18 protein-coding genes and 1 pseudogene are annotated in these 18,336 nt (G+C 32.3%); 16 read left to right on the top strand and 3 right to left on the bottom strand.

The features are described from left to right. Positions 1-355: 355 nt before the first annotated feature. A complete protein-coding gene (locus J5G60_RS08190) occupies positions 356-943 on the bottom strand; it encodes a hypothetical protein (RefSeq protein WP_150359067.1) in 588 nt (195 codons plus the stop codon). Between the two features lie 107 nt (positions 944-1,050). Continuing rightward, a pseudogene (locus J5G60_RS19190) lies at positions 1,051-1,251 on the bottom strand (IS1595 family transposase); the annotation flags it as partial. Positions 1,252-1,465: 214 nt separating this feature from the next. Between J5G60_RS19190 and J5G60_RS08185 the strand changes: the two are divergent. The 12 genes from J5G60_RS08185 (at position 1,466) to J5G60_RS08130 (ending at position 13,005) form a co-directional block, all read left to right on the top strand. Continuing rightward, positions 1,466-2,911: an ISLre2 family transposase gene (locus tag J5G60_RS08185; RefSeq protein WP_207876524.1), complete on the top strand. Its 1,446-nt coding sequence runs from the start codon at positions 1,466-1,468 to the stop codon at positions 2,909-2,911. A 238-nt stretch (positions 2,912-3,149) separates the two neighbouring features. Then, entirely contained in the window at positions 3,150-3,578 is a 429-nt protein-coding gene (locus tag J5G60_RS08180) for a DUF5655 domain-containing protein (protein ID WP_190972243.1), read from the top strand. 148 nt (positions 3,579-3,726) lie between these two features. Beyond that, positions 3,727-4,302: a restriction endonuclease subunit S gene (locus tag J5G60_RS08175; protein WP_150358249.1), complete on the top strand. Its 576-nt coding sequence runs from the start codon at positions 3,727-3,729 to the stop codon at positions 4,300-4,302. Next, on the top strand, positions 4,299-7,508 hold the full coding sequence (locus J5G60_RS08170; RefSeq protein ID WP_150358250.1) for a type I restriction endonuclease subunit R, EcoR124 family: 3,210 nt from the start codon (positions 4,299-4,301) through the stop codon (positions 7,506-7,508). The genes J5G60_RS08175 and J5G60_RS08170 overlap by 4 nt, the downstream gene beginning before the upstream one ends. Positions 7,509-7,582: 74 nt before the next feature. Next, positions 7,583-8,722 carry a restriction endonuclease subunit S gene (locus tag J5G60_RS08165; RefSeq protein ID WP_150358251.1) on the top strand — a complete coding sequence of 380 codons (1,140 nt, stop codon included), beginning with the start codon at positions 7,583-7,585 and terminating at the stop codon, positions 8,720-8,722. 31 nt (positions 8,723-8,753) lie between these two features. Next, positions 8,754-10,343, top strand: a complete 1,590-nt coding sequence (locus J5G60_RS08160; RefSeq protein WP_150358252.1) for a type I restriction-modification system subunit M — start codon at positions 8,754-8,756, stop codon at positions 10,341-10,343. A 171-nt stretch (positions 10,344-10,514) separates the two neighbouring features. Then, positions 10,515-10,646: an MGMT family protein gene (locus tag J5G60_RS08155; RefSeq protein WP_150358253.1), complete on the top strand. Its 132-nt coding sequence runs from the start codon at positions 10,515-10,517 to the stop codon at positions 10,644-10,646. Positions 10,647-10,728: 82 nt separating this feature from the next. Continuing rightward, on the top strand, positions 10,729-10,935 hold the full coding sequence (locus J5G60_RS08150; RefSeq protein ID WP_150358254.1) for a DUF2281 domain-containing protein: 207 nt from the start codon (positions 10,729-10,731) through the stop codon (positions 10,933-10,935). Then, positions 10,920-11,255: a type II toxin-antitoxin system PemK/MazF family toxin gene (locus tag J5G60_RS08145; RefSeq protein ID WP_150358255.1), complete on the top strand. Its 336-nt coding sequence runs from the start codon at positions 10,920-10,922 to the stop codon at positions 11,253-11,255. Before J5G60_RS08150 ends, J5G60_RS08145 begins: the two co-directional genes overlap by 16 nt. A gap of 295 nt (positions 11,256-11,550) precedes the next feature. Next, positions 11,551-11,796 (top strand): type II toxin-antitoxin system prevent-host-death family antitoxin, encoded by a 246-nt coding sequence (locus J5G60_RS08140; protein WP_106011075.1) that lies wholly within the window; start codon positions 11,551-11,553, stop codon positions 11,794-11,796. Continuing rightward, positions 11,793-12,167 (top strand): type II toxin-antitoxin system death-on-curing family toxin, encoded by a 375-nt coding sequence (locus J5G60_RS08135; protein ID WP_150358256.1) that lies wholly within the window; start codon positions 11,793-11,795, stop codon positions 12,165-12,167. The genes J5G60_RS08140 and J5G60_RS08135 overlap by 4 nt, the downstream gene beginning before the upstream one ends. Before the next feature lie 310 nt (positions 12,168-12,477). Further along, positions 12,478-13,005, top strand: coding sequence for a restriction endonuclease subunit S (locus J5G60_RS08130; protein WP_150358257.1), 528 nt, complete (start codon positions 12,478-12,480; stop codon positions 13,003-13,005). Here J5G60_RS08130 and J5G60_RS08125 read toward each other — a convergent pair. Then, positions 13,002-13,928 (bottom strand): site-specific integrase, encoded by a 927-nt coding sequence (locus J5G60_RS08125; RefSeq protein WP_150358258.1) that lies wholly within the window; start codon positions 13,926-13,928, stop codon positions 13,002-13,004. The two genes, J5G60_RS08130 and J5G60_RS08125, sit on opposite strands and share 4 nt — an antisense overlap. A gap of 354 nt (positions 13,929-14,282) precedes the next feature. On the opposite strand from J5G60_RS08125, the gene J5G60_RS08120 reads away from it, so the two are divergent. From J5G60_RS08120 to J5G60_RS08110, 4 genes are all read left to right on the top strand, one after another. Beyond that, positions 14,283-15,068 carry a MalY/PatB family protein gene (locus J5G60_RS08120; protein WP_328707007.1) on the top strand — a complete coding sequence of 262 codons (786 nt, stop codon included), beginning with the start codon at positions 14,283-14,285 and terminating at the stop codon, positions 15,066-15,068. A 17-nt stretch (positions 15,069-15,085) separates the two neighbouring features. Then, positions 15,086-15,466 carry an aminotransferase class I/II-fold pyridoxal phosphate-dependent enzyme gene (locus tag J5G60_RS19120; RefSeq protein ID WP_328707008.1) on the top strand — a complete coding sequence of 127 codons (381 nt, stop codon included), beginning with the start codon at positions 15,086-15,088 and terminating at the stop codon, positions 15,464-15,466. A gap of 196 nt (positions 15,467-15,662) precedes the next feature. Then, positions 15,663-16,133, top strand: coding sequence for a UPF0158 family protein (locus tag J5G60_RS08115; protein ID WP_106008603.1), 471 nt, complete (start codon positions 15,663-15,665; stop codon positions 16,131-16,133). Positions 16,134-16,205: 72 nt separating this feature from the next. Further along, positions 16,206-17,759: a hypothetical protein gene (locus tag J5G60_RS08110; RefSeq protein WP_150358259.1), complete on the top strand. Its 1,554-nt coding sequence runs from the start codon at positions 16,206-16,208 to the stop codon at positions 17,757-17,759. Positions 17,760-18,336 lie beyond the last annotated feature (577 nt).

The following is an 18,336-nucleotide window of genomic DNA, read 5'->3' as shown; positions in this document are numbered from 1 at the left end:
GTTATTATCATTTATTTATTATATTTATCTTATGTCATAAATGAGACTAATCTATATTCATCTTCCCATACCCATATTTACACTTCTTTCTTTCTCATATAAGGTATCATATATATCATAAGATTTTCCGTAATAACTCTTTTCTTCTTTCCTTTATTTTTGCTATTGTATTTATCGTATTATCTTTTTGAATATTATCATTTTGTTTTGTTTCATTAGTTAAATCTGACGAACTTTTCTTATTTGAATTATGAACTCTATCCAGGCTATTTTCTACTTGCTGATTTCGTTCTGACTCACTTACAAAATTTTTAGGGAAGTCATTCTGATTTCCCTAAATGTGCCTTTAAGGCATTTAGAATTTTTTAGAAAGATAGTCCGTTACAGTTTTTATATCTTTGTTTTTTCCAGACTCATTCATCTCTTGAGATAGTTTCGTGTCACAAATAAACTTTTTATCAGCATTTTGCAACCAAACAGCGGATATTGGTTTCCCAGAGTTGGCGTTGTCAATAACAATGATGATTATATCTTTTAATTCATCTTTATTTACATCTTGAAATGAAACTGCTTTAACATCTACATTATACGGGAAAGGTGTATCTTCAAAGCTATAAAGAATATCTCCATTTTCATTGGTTAAATAAAATACTGCCGGTATGTGATTGCCACCTGTAATTTTCCCGGATACAAATTTGACATTACCCCATGAATTTAAATCAACCGTAAAAGACTGATTTTCAATAGCGGCAAAACCTTTTATATTTTTTATGTTATTAGTATCAGACTCTGACTTTGAAGTTGTTGTATTTGTGCTATTTTGAGTAGTGGTATTAGGTGTCGACTGGTTATTTTGTTGCGGAGGATTAGTTGAATTGGTTCTTCCACAAGCCGTCATAAGCAAAGATACTATGATAATTGTTGAAAAAAATTTTTTATTCATATTTTCCCTCCTATGGCCATTTTTATTGGTAATGTATATTCGGTACAAAGTATAGAATTATCCCCTATACAGTCATTATAGAGCCTTTCTATTTCTTGATATGCCATTTTCCCATTCCTTGAAACAGTTTCAGCACCACAATGAGGGAAGAATTTATCTTTGCAAAATCTAAATTCTTTAACTTCTTATGTAATTTGTTTTATTTGTGAGCCTAACACAAGTACTTCTTCTAAAAAAGAATATATATGATCTTGTTTATGTAATGGTAATTTTTTTATCTCTTCTATCATAGTATTTGAATTTGCCATAGTCATGAACTCCTTCCATCAAATATAATATAATTATATCAAGTTTCAGCATTAAATTAAAACATACCCTAATATATCGTTACGAGTAAGTAAAATATTTTTAGGCAGAAAATAAGGAAAGGCCTTCAGCAATTACCTGGCTGAAAGGCCTTTTATTCATACTAAAGACTTTTTATAATTAAATTGCCATAAAAAAATAGAAAGGAGCTTTAGCATGAACAATATAATTTTAGATGAATTAGAATTGAATTTCAACAATATAGAAGAGGAAGTTTATGGTATTGTATGTGAAGCAGGTCTATCAAGGATTAAGCTCATGCTGGAAAATGTAGACAACTTGATACTTGAAAGCAGGAATACCAAAAGATACAGGTATAAGTTCAAAACAGAAAAAACTATTCAGACAATAATGGGCGATTTGACCTTCAGCAGGAGATACTATATAGATAAATACAATAACCGGGGAGTCTTTCTCATGGATGATGCACTGAATTTAAATTTGGTGGGCAGAACAAGTGAAAATTTAATTGAGAAAATGATAGATACCGCGGTTGACAGCTCTTACAGGAAAAGTGCAGCTAAAATAGAAAAATCCACATTAACAAAAGTAAGCCACCAGACTATAAAAAATAAAGCAGACTACTTTGGCAGTGCTATAGAAAAGATTGAAAATAACAGGGTTACAAAATACCTTAAAGGAGAACTTAGAGGTAAAAGAGAAGTGAATGTGCTCTTTGAAGAAAAGGATGGGGTTTACTTAAAAATACAGGGTAAAAAGAATAAACAGGAACTCAAGGTGGGTAAAATATACGAAGGGTGGATTAAAAAGAATGATGGATACAGGACTGTTGGGACCAGGTATTTTTCAGGGTATGAAAAAGGCAGTAACTTTGATAACCTGATAAACAGCCATATTTCAGAAGTATACAACCAGGATAAAATTCAGTATACTATTCTAAATGGTGATGGAGCCCCATGGATTAGCGCTGAAACAGAAAATGACACCCAGAAAATATACCAGCTGGATCTATTTCATATATTCCAGAAGGCAAATCGTAAGATTAAGGACGAAGAATCCAGAAAGACGGTAAAAAAGCTCTTAAAAGAAAAAAAGTATGATGAAGCATTGGAAAAAATTAAGGAACTTATAAATTTAGAGACAGATAAAAAAGCAAATGATGAACTGAAAGAGTTGTACAGTTACTATAAGAACAATTTTAATGCACTTGCAAGATACCAGGACAGAGATGATATCACTATACCGCCGCCTGAAGGTATAGAATATGGAGGTCTGGGTACTATGGAGAGTACTATAAGGAATGTAGTAGCTTCAAGAATGAAAGGCAACGGGACAGCCTGGTCTATAGACGGGGCAAACCATATGAGTAAAATTCTATGTCTGAAACATTCTGACGAATTAAAAGGGAAGTTAAGGACTATATTGAGGAATGGGAGAGTTATAGACTTCATAGATATCAATGAAATTATCAAAGAACAATTGAAAGAATCCAGGAAAACCATAAATGCCGAAGTGAAAGCGCTTATAAAAGGGCAGAAAAAAGCCGGGAAATATAATGAAAGTATGAAAAGCAGCATAATATATGGACAGGGTAAAGTTACGAGAACCAGAGAAATACTAAAAAGCCTGTCAGGCATTTAATTTCACATTAAAATTATTGTAATAAGTATCAAAAATGCATTTTTAAAATACAAGGGACAGTTTCCGCCCATAATAAAAAAGGAAGAGTATTCATATTGAGGGAAAATCTGCGCCATATAAATTTTTACTGTGACTTTGCATAGCAGGAGATTTTACCAAATATGATGAATATGCTGTAAAACAAATAAATAGGAATATAGACTTAATACGATATAAAAAATTTGGAGAGGAACTTTTGATGTTTGACCTCATAAATTCTAATGTAGCTACAGCATTTAAGGACACAAATACAGAAAAAGTAGTTAAGCAGAGCACAGATGAAACCTTTGATGAACAATTGGAAACGACGAGTTCAAAATTAATAGAATTGTATTATTCTATTAGAGACTATATCTTGGCATTAGGTGATGATGTTACAGAAAATAAATTGAAATTATATAGTGCATTTAAGAAAATAAAAAATATTGTATGTGTAGAGGTTAGGACGAAAAGCATAATGTTATATTTAAGGTTAAGTCCGGAAGATATTGTGCTTGAAAATGGTTTTACAAGAGATGTGAGTAAAGTTGGACATTGGGCAACTGGAGATTTGGAAGTTACAATAAAAAATGCTAAGGATTTTGAGAAGGCTAAGGAATATATTGATAAAGCTTATGAGATGAATTAATTTAATGCGAAAGTAATTATTGAAAAAATAATTAAAACCTAAAAATGTAATTTTTAAAAATTACATTTTTATAGTTGTAATAAAAATTCTTTTATGATATGATTACGTCATAGTAAATAAAGTTAATTTTAGAAAGGCACAATATTTTATGAAAAAATTGAGTGAATTGGTTGAATTAGTAAGTGGATCTCCTCAGTTTAGGATTATTGAAATGTTTGATGAGAAAACACCGCTTTTTACCTATTATAGTCAAACAGATTTAACGGATGATCTGGTGGGTATTGTTTCAAGCCATGTGGATAATAAACAAGTTAGAACCAATGACAAAGTAAATACCTTATGCGATGGTGATGTGGTGTTTAGTTTAATCACGGGAATTGCAGCCATGGTAAGAAAAGAGCACGAGGGATATCTTTATACGCAAAACTACGTTAAGTTATTACCTGACAATAACATTGATCCGAAGTTTTTGGTTTATCTTATTAATGAAAACAAAACAATCAAGAAACAGTTTGTGTTGGGACTGCAGGGTTCACAAGTTTTAAAATATACTCTCAAGCAGCTTAAAGAACTTGAAATACCGAAAATACCTTCCATAGATAAGCAAAAAATTATAGGACAAGTCTATTTTAATCAGTTAAGGCTGCAGGCCCTTAAAAATAGGGCAGCAGAACTTGAAACAAAAATCATATTATCCAGGTTAGAGGAGGCAGGTGAGAAATGAATGAAGAGCAATTTGAAACTGAATTAATACAATATATTACCAGCGGAACCATAACTAAACCTGAACATCTGGAAGGAATCAGCGGCTTTAAGGTTAGTGAAAAATCTGCCGATTACTGTGTGAAAACAAAGTTGTGGAAGTATGAACCAAAAATTAAAACTACAGAAAAGCTTTGGGATAATTTCAAAGAAATTCTTGAGAGGCACAATCAAAATACACTTGATCATCCACTAAGTACTGTGGAATTTAATCAAGTTAAAAAGATTATATCTGATATTCAAACACCATATGAAGCTGGACAATTTTTATATGGACTTAATGGTGTATCGCAGATCGAAATTGATTTAGATGACGGCCGTCACGTGTTTTTAACGGTTTTCGATCAAAAGCAAATTGGTGCTGGAGATACAGTGTACCAGGTAGTTAATCAAATTGAACGCCCTGCAGTTATCGCCGGGAAACAAAATCGTCGTTTTGATACTACACTTCTTATTAATGGTTTGCCTATCATACAAATTGAAGAAAAACGTGATGCACATGATGTCAATGAAGCGCTGAATCAAATGCATCAATATTCCGAAGAAAATCAATATGGTGATATTTTTTCCACCTTGCAAATATTAGTGGCAATTACGCCAAATAACGTGAAGTATATGGCAAATACCATGCCGGATAAGTTCAATAAGGATTTTGCTTTTAACTGGCAGCGTAAAAGTGATAATACTATTGTTCGCAATTGGAAAGAGTTTGCGGATTCAATGTTAAGTATTCCAATGGCACATCAGATGGCTACTAATTATATGATTTTGGATGGCACAAAAAACAAACAAATGTTAAAAGTAATGCGTCCATATCAAGTATATGCCACTCAGAATGTAATTGAAAAATTAAAGAAAGTTGATTTTGAACTGGGTACAAATAAAGTAGGTTATGTTTGGCATACCACTGGTTCCGGCAAAACCATAACCAGTTTTAAAACAGCATGGCTTGCAAGCCGCATGCCCAAAGTTGACAAAGTTGTCTTCGTAGTGGATAGAATTGCTTTAACGAAACAGACAAATGAAAATTACAGGGCCTATGACCCGGATGCTGGTGAAGATATGATTGGAAGTGTTCAAGATACCAATAATACTACTGATTTAAGCCGTAAATTAAAGAGCAAAGATAATAGTATCATTGTTACTTCTGTTCAAAAGCTTGATACTTTAGTGAAACGTAAATCTTTTAAAGCACCTGATAAAAATGTTGTATTTATCGTGGATGAGGCACACCGTTCAACTGGCGGCGAAAGTTTTGCAAAGATACAAAAGGCTTTTAGAAAATCCGCCTGGGTTGGTTATACAGGAACACCCATGTTTGATGAAACTACCAGCGGTTTGCGAACTGAAGACATTTTTGGACCACTGCTACATGCCTATACTATTCGTGAAGCAATTGCAGACAGAAATGTTTTAGGTTTTAAAGTGGATTTTGAAACAACCATTGATGAAGAGCAAATGAAAACCAAATATCTGCCAAATTTCTACCGGGAACGCTATCCGAAGTGGACTGAACAAAAAATTAAAGATAAGATCAATAATCTAAGTCAGGAAGATATGGATGACGCAGTTGAACCAAGCTTTTATGATGAAAATCCGGATCATATCAAGTTAGTAGTTGAAGATATTTTCAAGAACTGGAGAAATCGTTCAAATGAAGGTAAATATAATGCCCTCTTTACCACTCATGTTGGCGGCGGGAAAGCCAGTACTCCAATGGCAATGATGTATTTTAGTGAATTTCAGCGAGTAAATGATGAGAATAGGAAAAATGGTGGTCAGACATTAAAAGTAGCAGTTACATTCAGCCAGAACTCATCCAATAATGATAGCATGCTTGCCACCAATCAAGGTTTATATGATGCTATAAAGGCCTATAACAAAGAATTTGGTACAAGCTTTTGCATGGATGATGTAGCTGGATATACACAGGATGTTACTAGTCGTTTGAATAAAACTGCTACGGACAAGAACTTCCTGGATATTGTGATTGTGGTAGATCAGCTTTTGACTGGATTTGATGCACCGGAACTTAATACACTTTATGTAGATAGAACACTTAAAGGAGCCGGACTTATTCAAGCCTATTCAAGGACAAATCGTATTGCTGACATGCAGGAAAAACCCTGGGGGCGTATTGTGAACTATCGCTGGCCTGCTCAAAATGAGAAGCTGATGAATGAAGCTCTGGCAATTTATGCCAATAAAGATTCAGCAATTTTATCAGAAAATGAGCAGCGTAAATCCAATCAAAGAGATGGTATTATCGCTAAACCTTTTGAAGATGAATTTAATGAAGTTAAAAAGTTTGTTGAGAAATTAGACAGCTTAACTAATGAATTCCAGCAATTACCATATTCTGAGAAACAAAAAGAATATATGTTTGATTTGCTGCGTGATTATAATGCTGGCATGGCTAAATTAAAACAATATACCCCTGAAGAAGTTGATGGAAATACAGTAGGTTTCAACTACGACAATCCTGATGAATTAGTTGAAAAATTAGGCATGACAGGTGCTCAAGAAACCATGCTTACCACAACTTTAACCAATGAGCTTAAACAGTTTATGTCGAAGAAAAAGAAAATTCCTTTTTATCAAATTGAGTTGAAAATGACCCATGTCAAGGATGTGAAAATAGATTATGATTATTTAACTGAATTGGTGGAACAATTATTAAACCAGGTGCATGAGGGCAGGAGTCAGGAAGCACAAGCTACGAAAGAAAAAATTGATCAATTTGCCACTGGCTTGGAAGACAGAAATTACGCTGCGAAGGTTATGAATGCAGCAATTGCTATTATCAAAAAGCATTTTCCAACCGAAGGTTATAATCTTAAATATCCAGTAAAATTGAGAGATAGTGAACAAATTATTCAGGCGGCCAACAATGTCAGCCTTGATAGAATGTTCCTGGATTTTCGGGTGAAGTGGGGAATTACAGATATTATCACAAGTGCCCAGATGCGTGAACTATTTAGTCATCATCGTTATGGCATGCAGGATTTAGATGATGCTGGTCAAATCCGGGATATAATTGCCAAAGCAAGCAGGGATTATAAGACGTTGGCACATGATGAAAAGATACAATCTTTGTCTAAAATCAAGTATCGTAATGGTTTGCGTAAAGCCATTTATGAATTGGCTGATGAGCATGCTGAAAGCTAATTTATATCTAATAAAACTTTAAAATTAATTATTAAATTGCTAATTATCAATTGACAGTTAAGATAGGAGATAAAATGGATAAAAATAAAGCAAATGTACCTAAAATAAGATTTCCAGGATTCACCAACCCTTGGGAACAGCGTAAGCTAAAAAATATAGTTGATGTTAAAAGCGGGAGAGACTATAAGCACCTTTCAGAGGGTAAAATTCCAGTCTATGGAACTGGTGGATATATGCTAAGTGTGAATGAAGCTTTATCATATAAAGAAGATGCGATAGGTATTGGGAGAAAAGGTACAATTGATAAACCATACATATTGAGAGCACCTTTTTGGACTGTGGATACCTTATTTTATGCGGTTCCTGAGAATAATAATAATTTAAATTTTGTTTATGATATTTTTCAAAATATAAAGTGGAAACAAAAAGATGAATCAACAGGTGTGCCAAGTTTATCCAAAACTGCTATTAATAATGTAGATGTTTTGATACCTGATTATAAGGAACAGAAACAAATAGGTGACTTTTTCCAAGATATTGACCACCTTATCACCCTTCATCAGCGTAAGTTAAATCACCTGAAGGATGAGAAGAAAGGTTTGTTACAAAAAATGTTCCCGAAAAAAGGTGAGAATTTTCCAGAACTTCGTTTTCCGGGATTTACTGACCCTTGGGAACAGCGTAAACTAAAAAATATAGCAGAATTTAATCCAAAATCTACTTTACCAGATGAATTCGAATACGTTGATTTGGAAAGTGTTAATGGTACAGATTTGATTAGTCATAGGACTGAAATAAAAGGAAATGCACCGTCAAGAGCACAGCGTTTAGCAAAACGTGGTGATGTATTTTATCAAACAGTAAGACCATATCAAAAGAATAATTATTTGTACGACTTACCTTACGATAACTATGTTTTCTCGACTGGATACGCTCAAATGCGTCCTAATATTGATAGCTATTTTTTGCTTAGCAGACTTCAAGAAGAAAGATTTGTTAAAGCAGTTTTGGATAGAAGTACAGGAACAAGTTATCCTGCTATTAACTCAAATGATTTATCTGAAATTGAAATAAAAGTTCCATTTGATAAAGACGAACAATTTAAAATAGGATCTTTATTCAGAGATTTGGATAATCTTATCACCCTTCATCAACGTAAGTTAAATCATTTGAAAGAACAAAAGGAAGCATTACTACAACAGATGTTTATATGAAATAATTTGAAAAGAGAAAGGAATTAAAACAATGAGCAATAATTTACAAACAATTACCAGTAAACTTTGGGCCATGGCAAATGAACTGCGCGGCACAATGGATGCGTCGGAGTACAAAAACTATATCCTGGCGTTTATGTTTTATAGATATCTTTCGGAACATCAAGAACAGTATTTAGTGAAAAATAATGTTATTGACGCTGCGGAGGGAGAATCTATCAATGATGCTTATCTAAAACAGGCGGCAGGTGCAGATTTGGATGACTATTTACAGGATATTTCATCAAGTTTGGGATATGCAATTGCGCCAAATGATACATGGAAGTCTTTGATTAATAAAATTAATGATTCACAAGTTATTCCCAGCGACTACCAGGCTATTTTTGATAACTTTAATAAGAATGCGGAATTAAATAAAGAAGCGGTAAAAGATTTCCGCGGTATATTCAACGATATTAACCTGGGAGATACACGTCTTGGAAGTTCTACAAATGAACGTGCAAAATCACTTAACAATGTAGTTAAGTTAGTGGACGAAATTGAATACAAGGGAGATGATGGAAAAGACATTCTAGGTGAAATCTATGAATATTTAATCGGTAAATTTGCTGCAAGTGCTGGTAAAAAGGGTGGGGAATTCTATACGCCTCATCAAGTAAGTAAGATTTTGGCTAGAATAGTCACCAGCGGTGTAGAAAAATCAGATGAATTTTTCAATATATATGACCCGACGATGGGCTCAGGTTCCCTACTGCTTACTGTTGGACAAGAATTGCCTGATGGTACTCCTATGAAGTATTTTGGTCAGGAGTTGAATACAACAACGTATAACTTGGCCCGTATGAACTTGATGATGCACAATGTGTCTTATAACAATATGACACTAAATAATGCTGATACTCTGGAAAACGATTGGCCGGATGGACCGGACGGAAAAGGGATTGACCACCCGCGCAGTTTTGATGCAGTGGTTGCAAATCCGCCATATTCTGCGAAATGGGATAATGATAAAACCAAATTAAAAGATCCGCGTTTCAGTGATTATGGGAAATTGGCACCAGCTTCAAAAGCAGATTATGCTTTTGTATTACACGGTATATATCATTTAAACAGCACTGGCACAATGGCTATTGTTTTGCCTCACGGTGTGCTGTTTCGTGGTGCAGCAGAAGGTAAAATCCGTCAGACTATCATTGAAAAAAATTATCTTGATACGGTTATTGGTCTGCCGGCTAACTTATTCTATGGGACAAGTATACCTACAATCATTTTAGTATTTAAGAAGAATCGTAAAACCAAAGACATATTATTCATTGATGCAAGCAGTGATTTTGAAAAGGGGAAGAATCAAAATAACTTAAATGATGAAAATATAGATAAAATTGTCAACACATTTAAGGAACGTAAAGATGTTGATAAATATGCTCACGTGGCATCAATTGAGGAAATCAGGGAAAATGAGTTTAACTTGAATATTCCACGTTATGTTGATACTTTTGAAGAAGAAGCTCCAATTGATTTGGAAGAAGTGAATAATCAGTTAGAACAAGATAATAAGGAAATTGCACAACTTGAAACAAAGATTAATGAACAATTGAAAATTTTAGGTGTAAAAATTTAGATTTGCCGGTGCTGGGAGCAGCGTAAGGTGGGTGCAATTTCAGATAAGGTAGCTGAAAAGAATACGGATTTCAAACTTTGTCCCGTCGGAGCAATAAAAACGGGAAAATGAACGAGATGTAGAATGTGAAATTATATTGAAAGATATAATTCACCACTTGGAAAAATAACATTGGTAAGTGATGGTAAGTTCCTTACGGGATATGCAGGCGGCATAGACAGAAAAATAGAGTTGTTAAAGAATAGAAAGGGAATATCAGGATTTTTTCTATATTCCCAAGAAAGGTGCGGCATTGTAATATGAAAGCAACGAATTTAAACAATGATATTTTAGTTAATATGGTATAATAATAGTAAAATAAAGAATATACAGGAAGGTGATTTATATGATTAATAAGGATGTCTTAGTAAAAAAAATTGAAACATTACCACCTTACTTATTGCAGGAAGTAGCTGATTATATAGATTATATAGAATTTAAAAAAAATAGAAAAAGTAATTTAAAGATAGATGATATAACATTAGCAAGTGAAGAGAATCTAGCAAAAGATTGGCTTAAACCTGAGGAGGATAAAGCATGGAAAGACTTATAAAGGGTGACGTAGTCGTTGTACCTTTTCCCTTTTCAGATTTATCGCAATCGAAGAAGAGACCGGCCTTAGTATTAGCTGATTTAGAAGGATATGATTTAATTCTTTCCCAAATAACAAGTCAAAATGTATTTGATTCATATTCAATAAAATTGAAGAATAGTGACTTTGAAGAGGGATCATTGATAAAAAATAGTAATATCAGACCTAATAAGATATTTACGGCTGACAGAAATATAGTTTTGTATAAGATTGGGCATTTGAATGAAGAAAAAATAAAAGAGGTAACAGATAGGGTTATTAGAATCTTTGTAGAAGGCTAAAAATGAAGTTATAAGTAAAACTTATTATATAAAAAGATTTTTAGGGCAGTTTGCTCTATATAACAATATGACGTTAAATAATGCCCATGTGGCATCAATTGAGGAAATCAGGGAAAATGAGTTTAACTTGAAACAAGGATTAATGAACAATTGAAGATCTTAGGCGTAAAAATTTAGATTTGCCGGTGCTGGGAACAGTGTGAGTTAGATGCGATTTAAAATTTTATATAAGTAGGATATTTTTATCCTACTTATGGTATAATATAAACATATTATAGTGTTAGGAGGGGTTTCAATGCTGGTAAATACTAAAAAGATAGTTTCAATGTCAGAGGCTAACCAGAATTTTTCTAAAATAGCCAAGATGGTTGATGAGGACAAATCGGTAGTTATTATGAAAAATAACAAGCCCAAATATGTAGTTTTGGACTTTGAAGAATTTACTAAAGAAGCTGTATCTGAAGAACAGACCCTTGATAGGATTGCGGATAAAATTCTTGAAGAAAATATAGAAGCTTTTAAGGAACTGGCTGATAGATGAAATATATATCTTTGGAATATATAATAAAATTGCATGATAAGATGATAGGTATTACAGGAGGATCAAAAGGAATTAGGGATATAGAACTTTTGAAATCATCAATAGAAAATTCCAGGGCTACATTTGGTGGGGAAGATTTATATCCAACTGCTGAATCTAAATGCGCAAATATCTGTTTTAATATAATAAAAAATCATGCATTTGTGGATTGTAATAAAAGAACTGGAATATATGTTATGCTTATGCTTCTTGAATATAACAATATTAAATTAGAATTTACCCAAAAAGAATTAGTGGATTTAGGTGTGGATATAGCATCCGGGAAGTTAAATCAGAAAGATATAATATCATGGATAGAAAATCATAAATAGGTACTTACTTTTATAGTAGGTGCTTATTATGCCTGAGAAAATGATGATACCATGAATCTAACAGCGCTTATGGAGACAGTTAAACGGCTAATGAATTTACAAGTATGATTATACCCAATTATGATATCTGTCTTTTAATTGATATTGCAAAATATAAGAAACCAGAAGCTCCTGTTGATATGATTAAAAATTGATTTAAAAAATATAAATACTATTGAGTTTTTATGATTATAGGAAAGAATTAATAATTCGAATTTTAATCTGGAGCTAATGCATTTACTTTCCTACGCTTGCTTGGGAACAGCGTAAGTTGGGGGATGTTGTTGAGCGTGTTACCCGAAAGAACAAAGATTTAGAGTCAACATTACCACTAACAATTTCTGCACAAGATGGATTAGTTGACCAAAACGTGTTCTTTAATAAGACTGTTGCGAGTCGTGATGTAAGTGGATATTACCTAGTGAAAAATGGTGAATTTGCTTATAACAAATCATATTCAAATGGTTATCCTTGGGGTGCAGTTAAACGTCTTGATCGTTATGATATGGGCGTATTATCAACGCTTTACATCGTTTTCAAGCCAACTGATGTGAATAGTGATTTCTTGACAAAATACTATGATACGACATACTGGCATCGTGAGGTTTCAAAACACGCAGCTGAGGGAGCAAGAAATCATGGCCTATTAAATATTGCTGCTTCAGATTTCTTTGAAACAGAATTAACAATACCAAAAGATAAGGCTGAACAAGCTCAAATCGGAGCCTTTTTTAAGATCTTTGATACCCTTATCACCCTTCATCAGCGTAAGTCATTTCTGATAATGATTTCCAGTTAACTTAATCCTGACAATGAACGCATAATCAAATCTACATCTTTATTTTCAAGTTCCTGAATAATGTGTAAATAGGTTTTTTGGGTTGTTGTCATACTAGCATGCCCTAACCTTCTGGCAACACTTGCAATTGATACACCGGCAAATAACAAAAGAGAGGCATGGGTGTGGCGTAATCCGTGAATTGAAATTACTGGAATCTTTGAATCCCTACAGTGTCTTGTTAATATGTCATTAACAGTAGAATTATATACTTTGTTTTCTGTAAATATAGGGCTGCCTTCCGGCAATCCCTTTATTAACTCAGAAAACTGAATTACTATTTGCCAGTCTATTTCTACTTTGCGTACGGAGGATTGATTTTTTGTTGGAAGAAAGCCGCCATTTCCTTTATAATCCCATGTTTTACTGATTGAAAGAATCTGATGTGAAAAATCAAAATCTTTAGGTGTAAGCGCTAATGCTTCTGAAAAGCGCATCCCGGTTTTTGCAACTAATAGTATGAACCAATCCCAGCTTACTTCAGGCTTTAAATCGAGATTGCTTAATAGAGTATGCAGCTCAAACTGATTCAGGTATTTTATTTTTTTATCTTTTGGAGTTTTCCCTTTGATTATTGCTTTTCGCGTAGGATCCCTGTCAATTAGACCTTCATCCACTGCATCCAAAATTGCAGCTTTTAATTGATGATGAAAATCCATCGTCGTTTGACGCTCATGCCATGCAGCATAGTCATTAAGTAATTGCTGATAGGTTATACGGTTTAAATCGCAAATTATAAGGTTTGGAATAAGTTTTTCAAGCCACTTTTTAGTCATAAGATATTTATCCATAGTCACTTTTCTTATAGCACCATCTTTGTATACTGAAATCCATTGTGAATAATATTGGTAAAATAAATCGGTTCCTTTTACTTTTTCTAACATTATTAATCTCTCCTTTTGATTTATCGAAAACTGCCTAACGCTGATCATTTAAATGAAATGCTGCCTGCTTAATTCTTTCCGAAATAATTAGTGTATGCGCAAATCAGTAATTGGAAAAAACACATCTATTTTCTTATTATAACCATATGTCAGAATTTAGTAGTTGGAATTTTTACCTCAGCAGCATTCTTAACAGGTATCTTAATGTTAAGTTGTTTTAAATAGCGGATTTTAATAGTATCAATATGTGGACAGTGAAGCAATTTTATTTGTAAAAAACTATTTCAATGTATAAAATTAAGCGATAATATTGTATAGTAAAGTTAATTTACAATTATGGGAAAGGGAAATATTATGATAAAATATAACTTTGATGAAATCATTGATAGAAGAAAAACAGATTCTATAAAATGGTCTGAAAAATTTCTTAAAGAAAAATTTGGAGATGAAAAAATTATTCCAATGTGGATTGCAGACATGGATTTTAAAGTAGCTGAGCCAATTGTCGAAATGATAACAGATAGGGTGCGGCATGGTATTTTTGGGTATGGTCATAAGAGTGCTGAATTTATGGAGGCTGCAGTTAACTGGCAGAAAAAGAGGAATGGATGGAATATTGAAAAGGAATGGATGCTTTTTACGCCGGGAATAATACCGGCACTCAATTTTATTGTAGAAACATTTTGCTGTCCAGGTGATAAAGTGATAATTCAAAATCCTGTCTATCACCCATTTGCCAATGTTATCACTAATAATGGCTGTCATATTGTCAATAATCCGTTGATGCTCAATGATGGAAAATACGAAATGAATTTTTCGGGATTGGAAACAATTGCTCAGTATAGTAAAACTAAGCTAATGTTTTTATGCAGTCCACATAATCCAGTTGGGCGTGTATGGACAAGTGAAGAGCTGAAGCAATTAGGGGAGATTTGTTTAAAGAATGATATATTGGTAGTTTCAGATGAAATTCATTCGGATTTAATATACCTTCCCAATCGTCACATTCCATTTGGTAAGATTTCTAAGGAATTTGAGATGAACTCAATTGTATGTACATCGTCTTCAAAGACATTTAATCTTGCAGGGTTACAGGTTTCTAACATTATAGTACCAAATGAAAAGTTAAGGAAAAATTAAATCGTAAACTATCGTCAATCAATATCGCTCCAGGAACTTTTGCATCTGTTGCTCAAATAGCAGCATACAATAAAGGCGAGAAATGGCTTGAACAACTTATTATATATCTTCAAAATAATCTAGATTTTATTGATAAATTTCTAAAAGAACGAATTCCAAGAGTAAAGATGATTAGGCCGGAGGGAACTTATTTGGCATGGCTTGATTTTAGTGATTTTAACTTGACGGATATAGAGCTTCATCAATTGATGCGGAAGAAAGCTAAAGTTGTAATGGATGATGGTTATATATTTGGCGCTGGAGGAGAACATTTCCAAAGAATCAACTTTGCATGCCCCAAAACTATATTGAAGAAAGCTTTAGAGAATATTGAAAAAAGCTTGGAAGATATCAACTAAAAGCAGTGCAGATTGTATTTGCGCAAGAAAGAAGCAAATTGTCTAATTGGACATTGTAGGACTATTGTTAAGAAACAAAATAGAGTAATTGACTATTTATTTACATAAAATGGATATGAACATTTAAAAGAGGTCATAAAAGGCTAACCATATATTTTATGATTTACAGTATGGAATGATTAAGGAGATGTAAAAAATGGGAAAAGTTAAAATGGAAGATGTATTACAAGCAATAGAATTAGCTGATGATGGGGGAAACTGTTATTATAATAAGATTACAGGTAAAATTATTTATATAGATGACGAGACAAGAAGAATGGCTGAGAATTATGATGAAGATGATGTAGAGAGGCTGCTAGAATGGCAGCTGGATGATGTTAAAGCTGCTATTGACGTGGAAGAAAATTGGGATAACTATATCTCATTGCCATCAAAATTTGATATTAATGAGTATGATATTATGGTTCAATTTTGTTATTCCTTAGATAATGATAAAATATCCAATAAACTATTGAATGCATTAAATGGAAAGGGAGCTTTTAGGAGATTCAAGGATGCAGTCATAAGATTTAATGTAGAAAAGGAATGGTACAAGTTTAAGGATGATGAATTTAATAAAATTGCATTAGATTGGTGTAGTGATAATGGATTGGAAATTAATAGATAAATTTTTTTGATAATTTCATTGAGATTAAATGTGATGTTTACAGAGCAATCAAGAAAATGAAAGGTAAAACTTATGGATGAAAAAATAGAAATACTATTAAAATTTGATAAAGAAAAATTAGCAGGGCTAGTTGTTGATCTTTTAAATAGACTTGATGAAACTGAAAAAATACAATTTATTTCTAAAAATATAGACGCTAAATTGGCTATAGAATCAGCTAATAAAAAAGGTGAGCTGGAATTTCTAGAAGAAGTTAAAGACTTTTATAAAAGCTGTCTTGAAGGGAAATATTATATAGAAGTTTATTATGATGATTATTTAGATAATTATGATGATGTGAATTTTGAAGATAGTGAGTGGGTACAAAAGTTTACTGAATACTTTAATACAGTTTTACTATATTCTAGAAGCAAAAATTATGATGTTGCTTTTGAAGTCTTTGAACTACTTTTAAATTGCATCTACAAAGCTTCTTTTGATGAAGAAATTCTAGGAACAGAAAACCCTGAATATTACATAGATATCAATTGGGAAGATGTATTTGATGAATACTATACCTGTATCATAAATTGTATAAAAGACAAGAAAGAAAGTATAGATAAGTGTTTTGAAGAATGGTTGAATTTTGGAGAAAAATGCGAAAAAGCTATGCTTTCACATATAAATGATATCTCTATTTTAGAAGAAATTATAAGAGAAAAAATAGAGTTATATGATGAATGGAATAAACAACAGTTAATTTTTGAGCTCCTTAAAAACTTTTATGAAAGGTATGAAAAAGGATATAACAGAATAGAGCTTGCTAAAAGTTTTTTCAAATATAACGTTAATTTTTATTACGACATTGTAAAAGCATATTTTGAATTAGAAAGATGGAAAGAAAGTATAGAGTTAACTGAAGAGGCATTAAATAAGATTAAAATTCAATCAATAAGAGTTGAATTACAAAATATGCTTATAACTTCCCTTGAAAAATTAAATGATTTTCAGGGAGCATTCTGTGCTGCAAAAAATTTATTCTATGAAGATACTACTTATAAAAACTATAAAAAAGCCCATTATTTTGCGGAAAAGATCAATAACTTAGAAAGTTTTATGGGGGATTCTAAAAAACGACTAAGAGTTATGAAAAGTTATGGATCTGCATGGATATTTATAAAGATTCTATCCTATGAAGGGAAAGTAGATGAGCTGTTAAAGGTTGTAGAGAAATCAAGTGGATATGATAAATATTATTATTTAAAATACACATGCAGATCTTTATTATACCGTTTATTTTATGATAAAAAATTAAGTTATGAAAATTTAAATGACTTTATATTAAAAACCGATGAATATGATGCAGAGGGCATTGAAGACATGTTAGTACTAAATGGAGATATAAATAAAAAAGATTTTTATATAGATGAAGCTACGAAAATACTTAAAGAAATGGTTAGTTTTCATATAGATGCTGCCAAAAGATCACGATATGCTAAGGCAGCATATTATTGTAGTATAATTAAAGAAATATTTAGTTTCCTTGATAAAGAAGATGAGTTTAAGGATTACTATGATGGAATTATAAGAGAAAACAATAGAAGACCTGCATTAAAGGACGAGATGAGGAAAAAAATAGAAGAGTGAAGGGAAAATATCTCATAAATATATGTATTGTGAGATAGCTTTTTAAACATTTACAGAATCTTTTTTATTATTTTATCTTTTTTAAGAATCTATACGTATAACTTGACTTCTATCAAATAGAATTTCATAAGATAAAATAATCAATATATTTCAGGAAATAAAAAAGTTGATCATGTACAAAATGGTTGAAGAGGTTATTGCTTTCCAATAAAGAAAAGTTAGACTTCTAAAAATTTAAATTCAGTTAAGTACAGCTATTTATGGGAGTACTATATTAGGGTACGATATAGTAAAAGATATATCTATCGGAGTGGAAGTGTTATGGAAAAAATAAATCAGCAAAGTAGTTGATTCAAGCTTTTGTTGATTTTTTCAATATATAGTGATACAATGTAAAAAAGTTGAAGTTTGAGGTGAAAAGATGATTTAATTTTCTTGCTAATTTTTAAAGTACAATTGACAAAAAGATAAAAGGATGTATTTTGTTTATTTTGTCGTACTAAAGTGCACCCCTTTGTCAAGACAATTTTTTAGTAGATTTATAGTTAGGTTGATAAACAGTATCATAATGCTTTCC

Source organism: Clostridium sp. HV4-5-A1G (genome assembly GCF_900184915.1).
Lineage (GTDB): Bacteria > Bacillota > Clostridia > Clostridiales > Clostridiaceae > Clostridium_B > Clostridium_B aromativorans.
The sequence above is the reverse complement of the archived record's forward strand: the minus strand, read 5'-3'. Positions and strand labels throughout refer to the sequence as shown.

Coding starts and splice junctions, on each gene's coding strand:
- J5G60_RS08190 (WP_150359067.1), bottom strand. CDS start 943: ATGAATAAAAAATTTTTTTCAACAATTATCATAGTATCTTTGCTTATG.
- J5G60_RS08175 (WP_150358249.1), top strand. CDS start 3,727: ATGAAAAAATTGAGTGAATTGGTTGAATTAGTAAGTGGATCTCCTCAG.
- J5G60_RS08120 (WP_328707007.1), top strand. CDS start 14,283: ATGATAAAATATAACTTTGATGAAATCATTGATAGAAGAAAAACAGAT.
- J5G60_RS08160 (WP_150358252.1), top strand. CDS start 8,754: ATGAGCAATAATTTACAAACAATTACCAGTAAACTTTGGGCCATGGCA.
- J5G60_RS08115 (WP_106008603.1), top strand. CDS start 15,663: ATGGGAAAAGTTAAAATGGAAGATGTATTACAAGCAATAGAATTAGCT.
- J5G60_RS08145 (WP_150358255.1), top strand. CDS start 10,920: ATGGAAAGACTTATAAAGGGTGACGTAGTCGTTGTACCTTTTCCCTTT.
- J5G60_RS08185 (WP_207876524.1), top strand. CDS start 1,466: ATGAACAATATAATTTTAGATGAATTAGAATTGAATTTCAACAATATA.
- J5G60_RS08165 (WP_150358251.1), top strand. CDS start 7,583: ATGGATAAAAATAAAGCAAATGTACCTAAAATAAGATTTCCAGGATTC.
- J5G60_RS08110 (WP_150358259.1), top strand. CDS start 16,206: ATGGATGAAAAAATAGAAATACTATTAAAATTTGATAAAGAAAAATTA.
- J5G60_RS08180 (WP_190972243.1), top strand. CDS start 3,150: ATGTTTGACCTCATAAATTCTAATGTAGCTACAGCATTTAAGGACACA.
- J5G60_RS08150 (WP_150358254.1), top strand. CDS start 10,729: ATGATTAATAAGGATGTCTTAGTAAAAAAAATTGAAACATTACCACCT.
- J5G60_RS08170 (WP_150358250.1), top strand. CDS start 4,299: ATGAATGAAGAGCAATTTGAAACTGAATTAATACAATATATTACCAGC.
- J5G60_RS08135 (WP_150358256.1), top strand. CDS start 11,793: ATGAAATATATATCTTTGGAATATATAATAAAATTGCATGATAAGATG.
- J5G60_RS08140 (WP_106011075.1), top strand. CDS start 11,551: ATGCTGGTAAATACTAAAAAGATAGTTTCAATGTCAGAGGCTAACCAG.
- J5G60_RS08125 (WP_150358258.1), bottom strand. CDS start 13,928: ATGTTAGAAAAAGTAAAAGGAACCGATTTATTTTACCAATATTATTCA.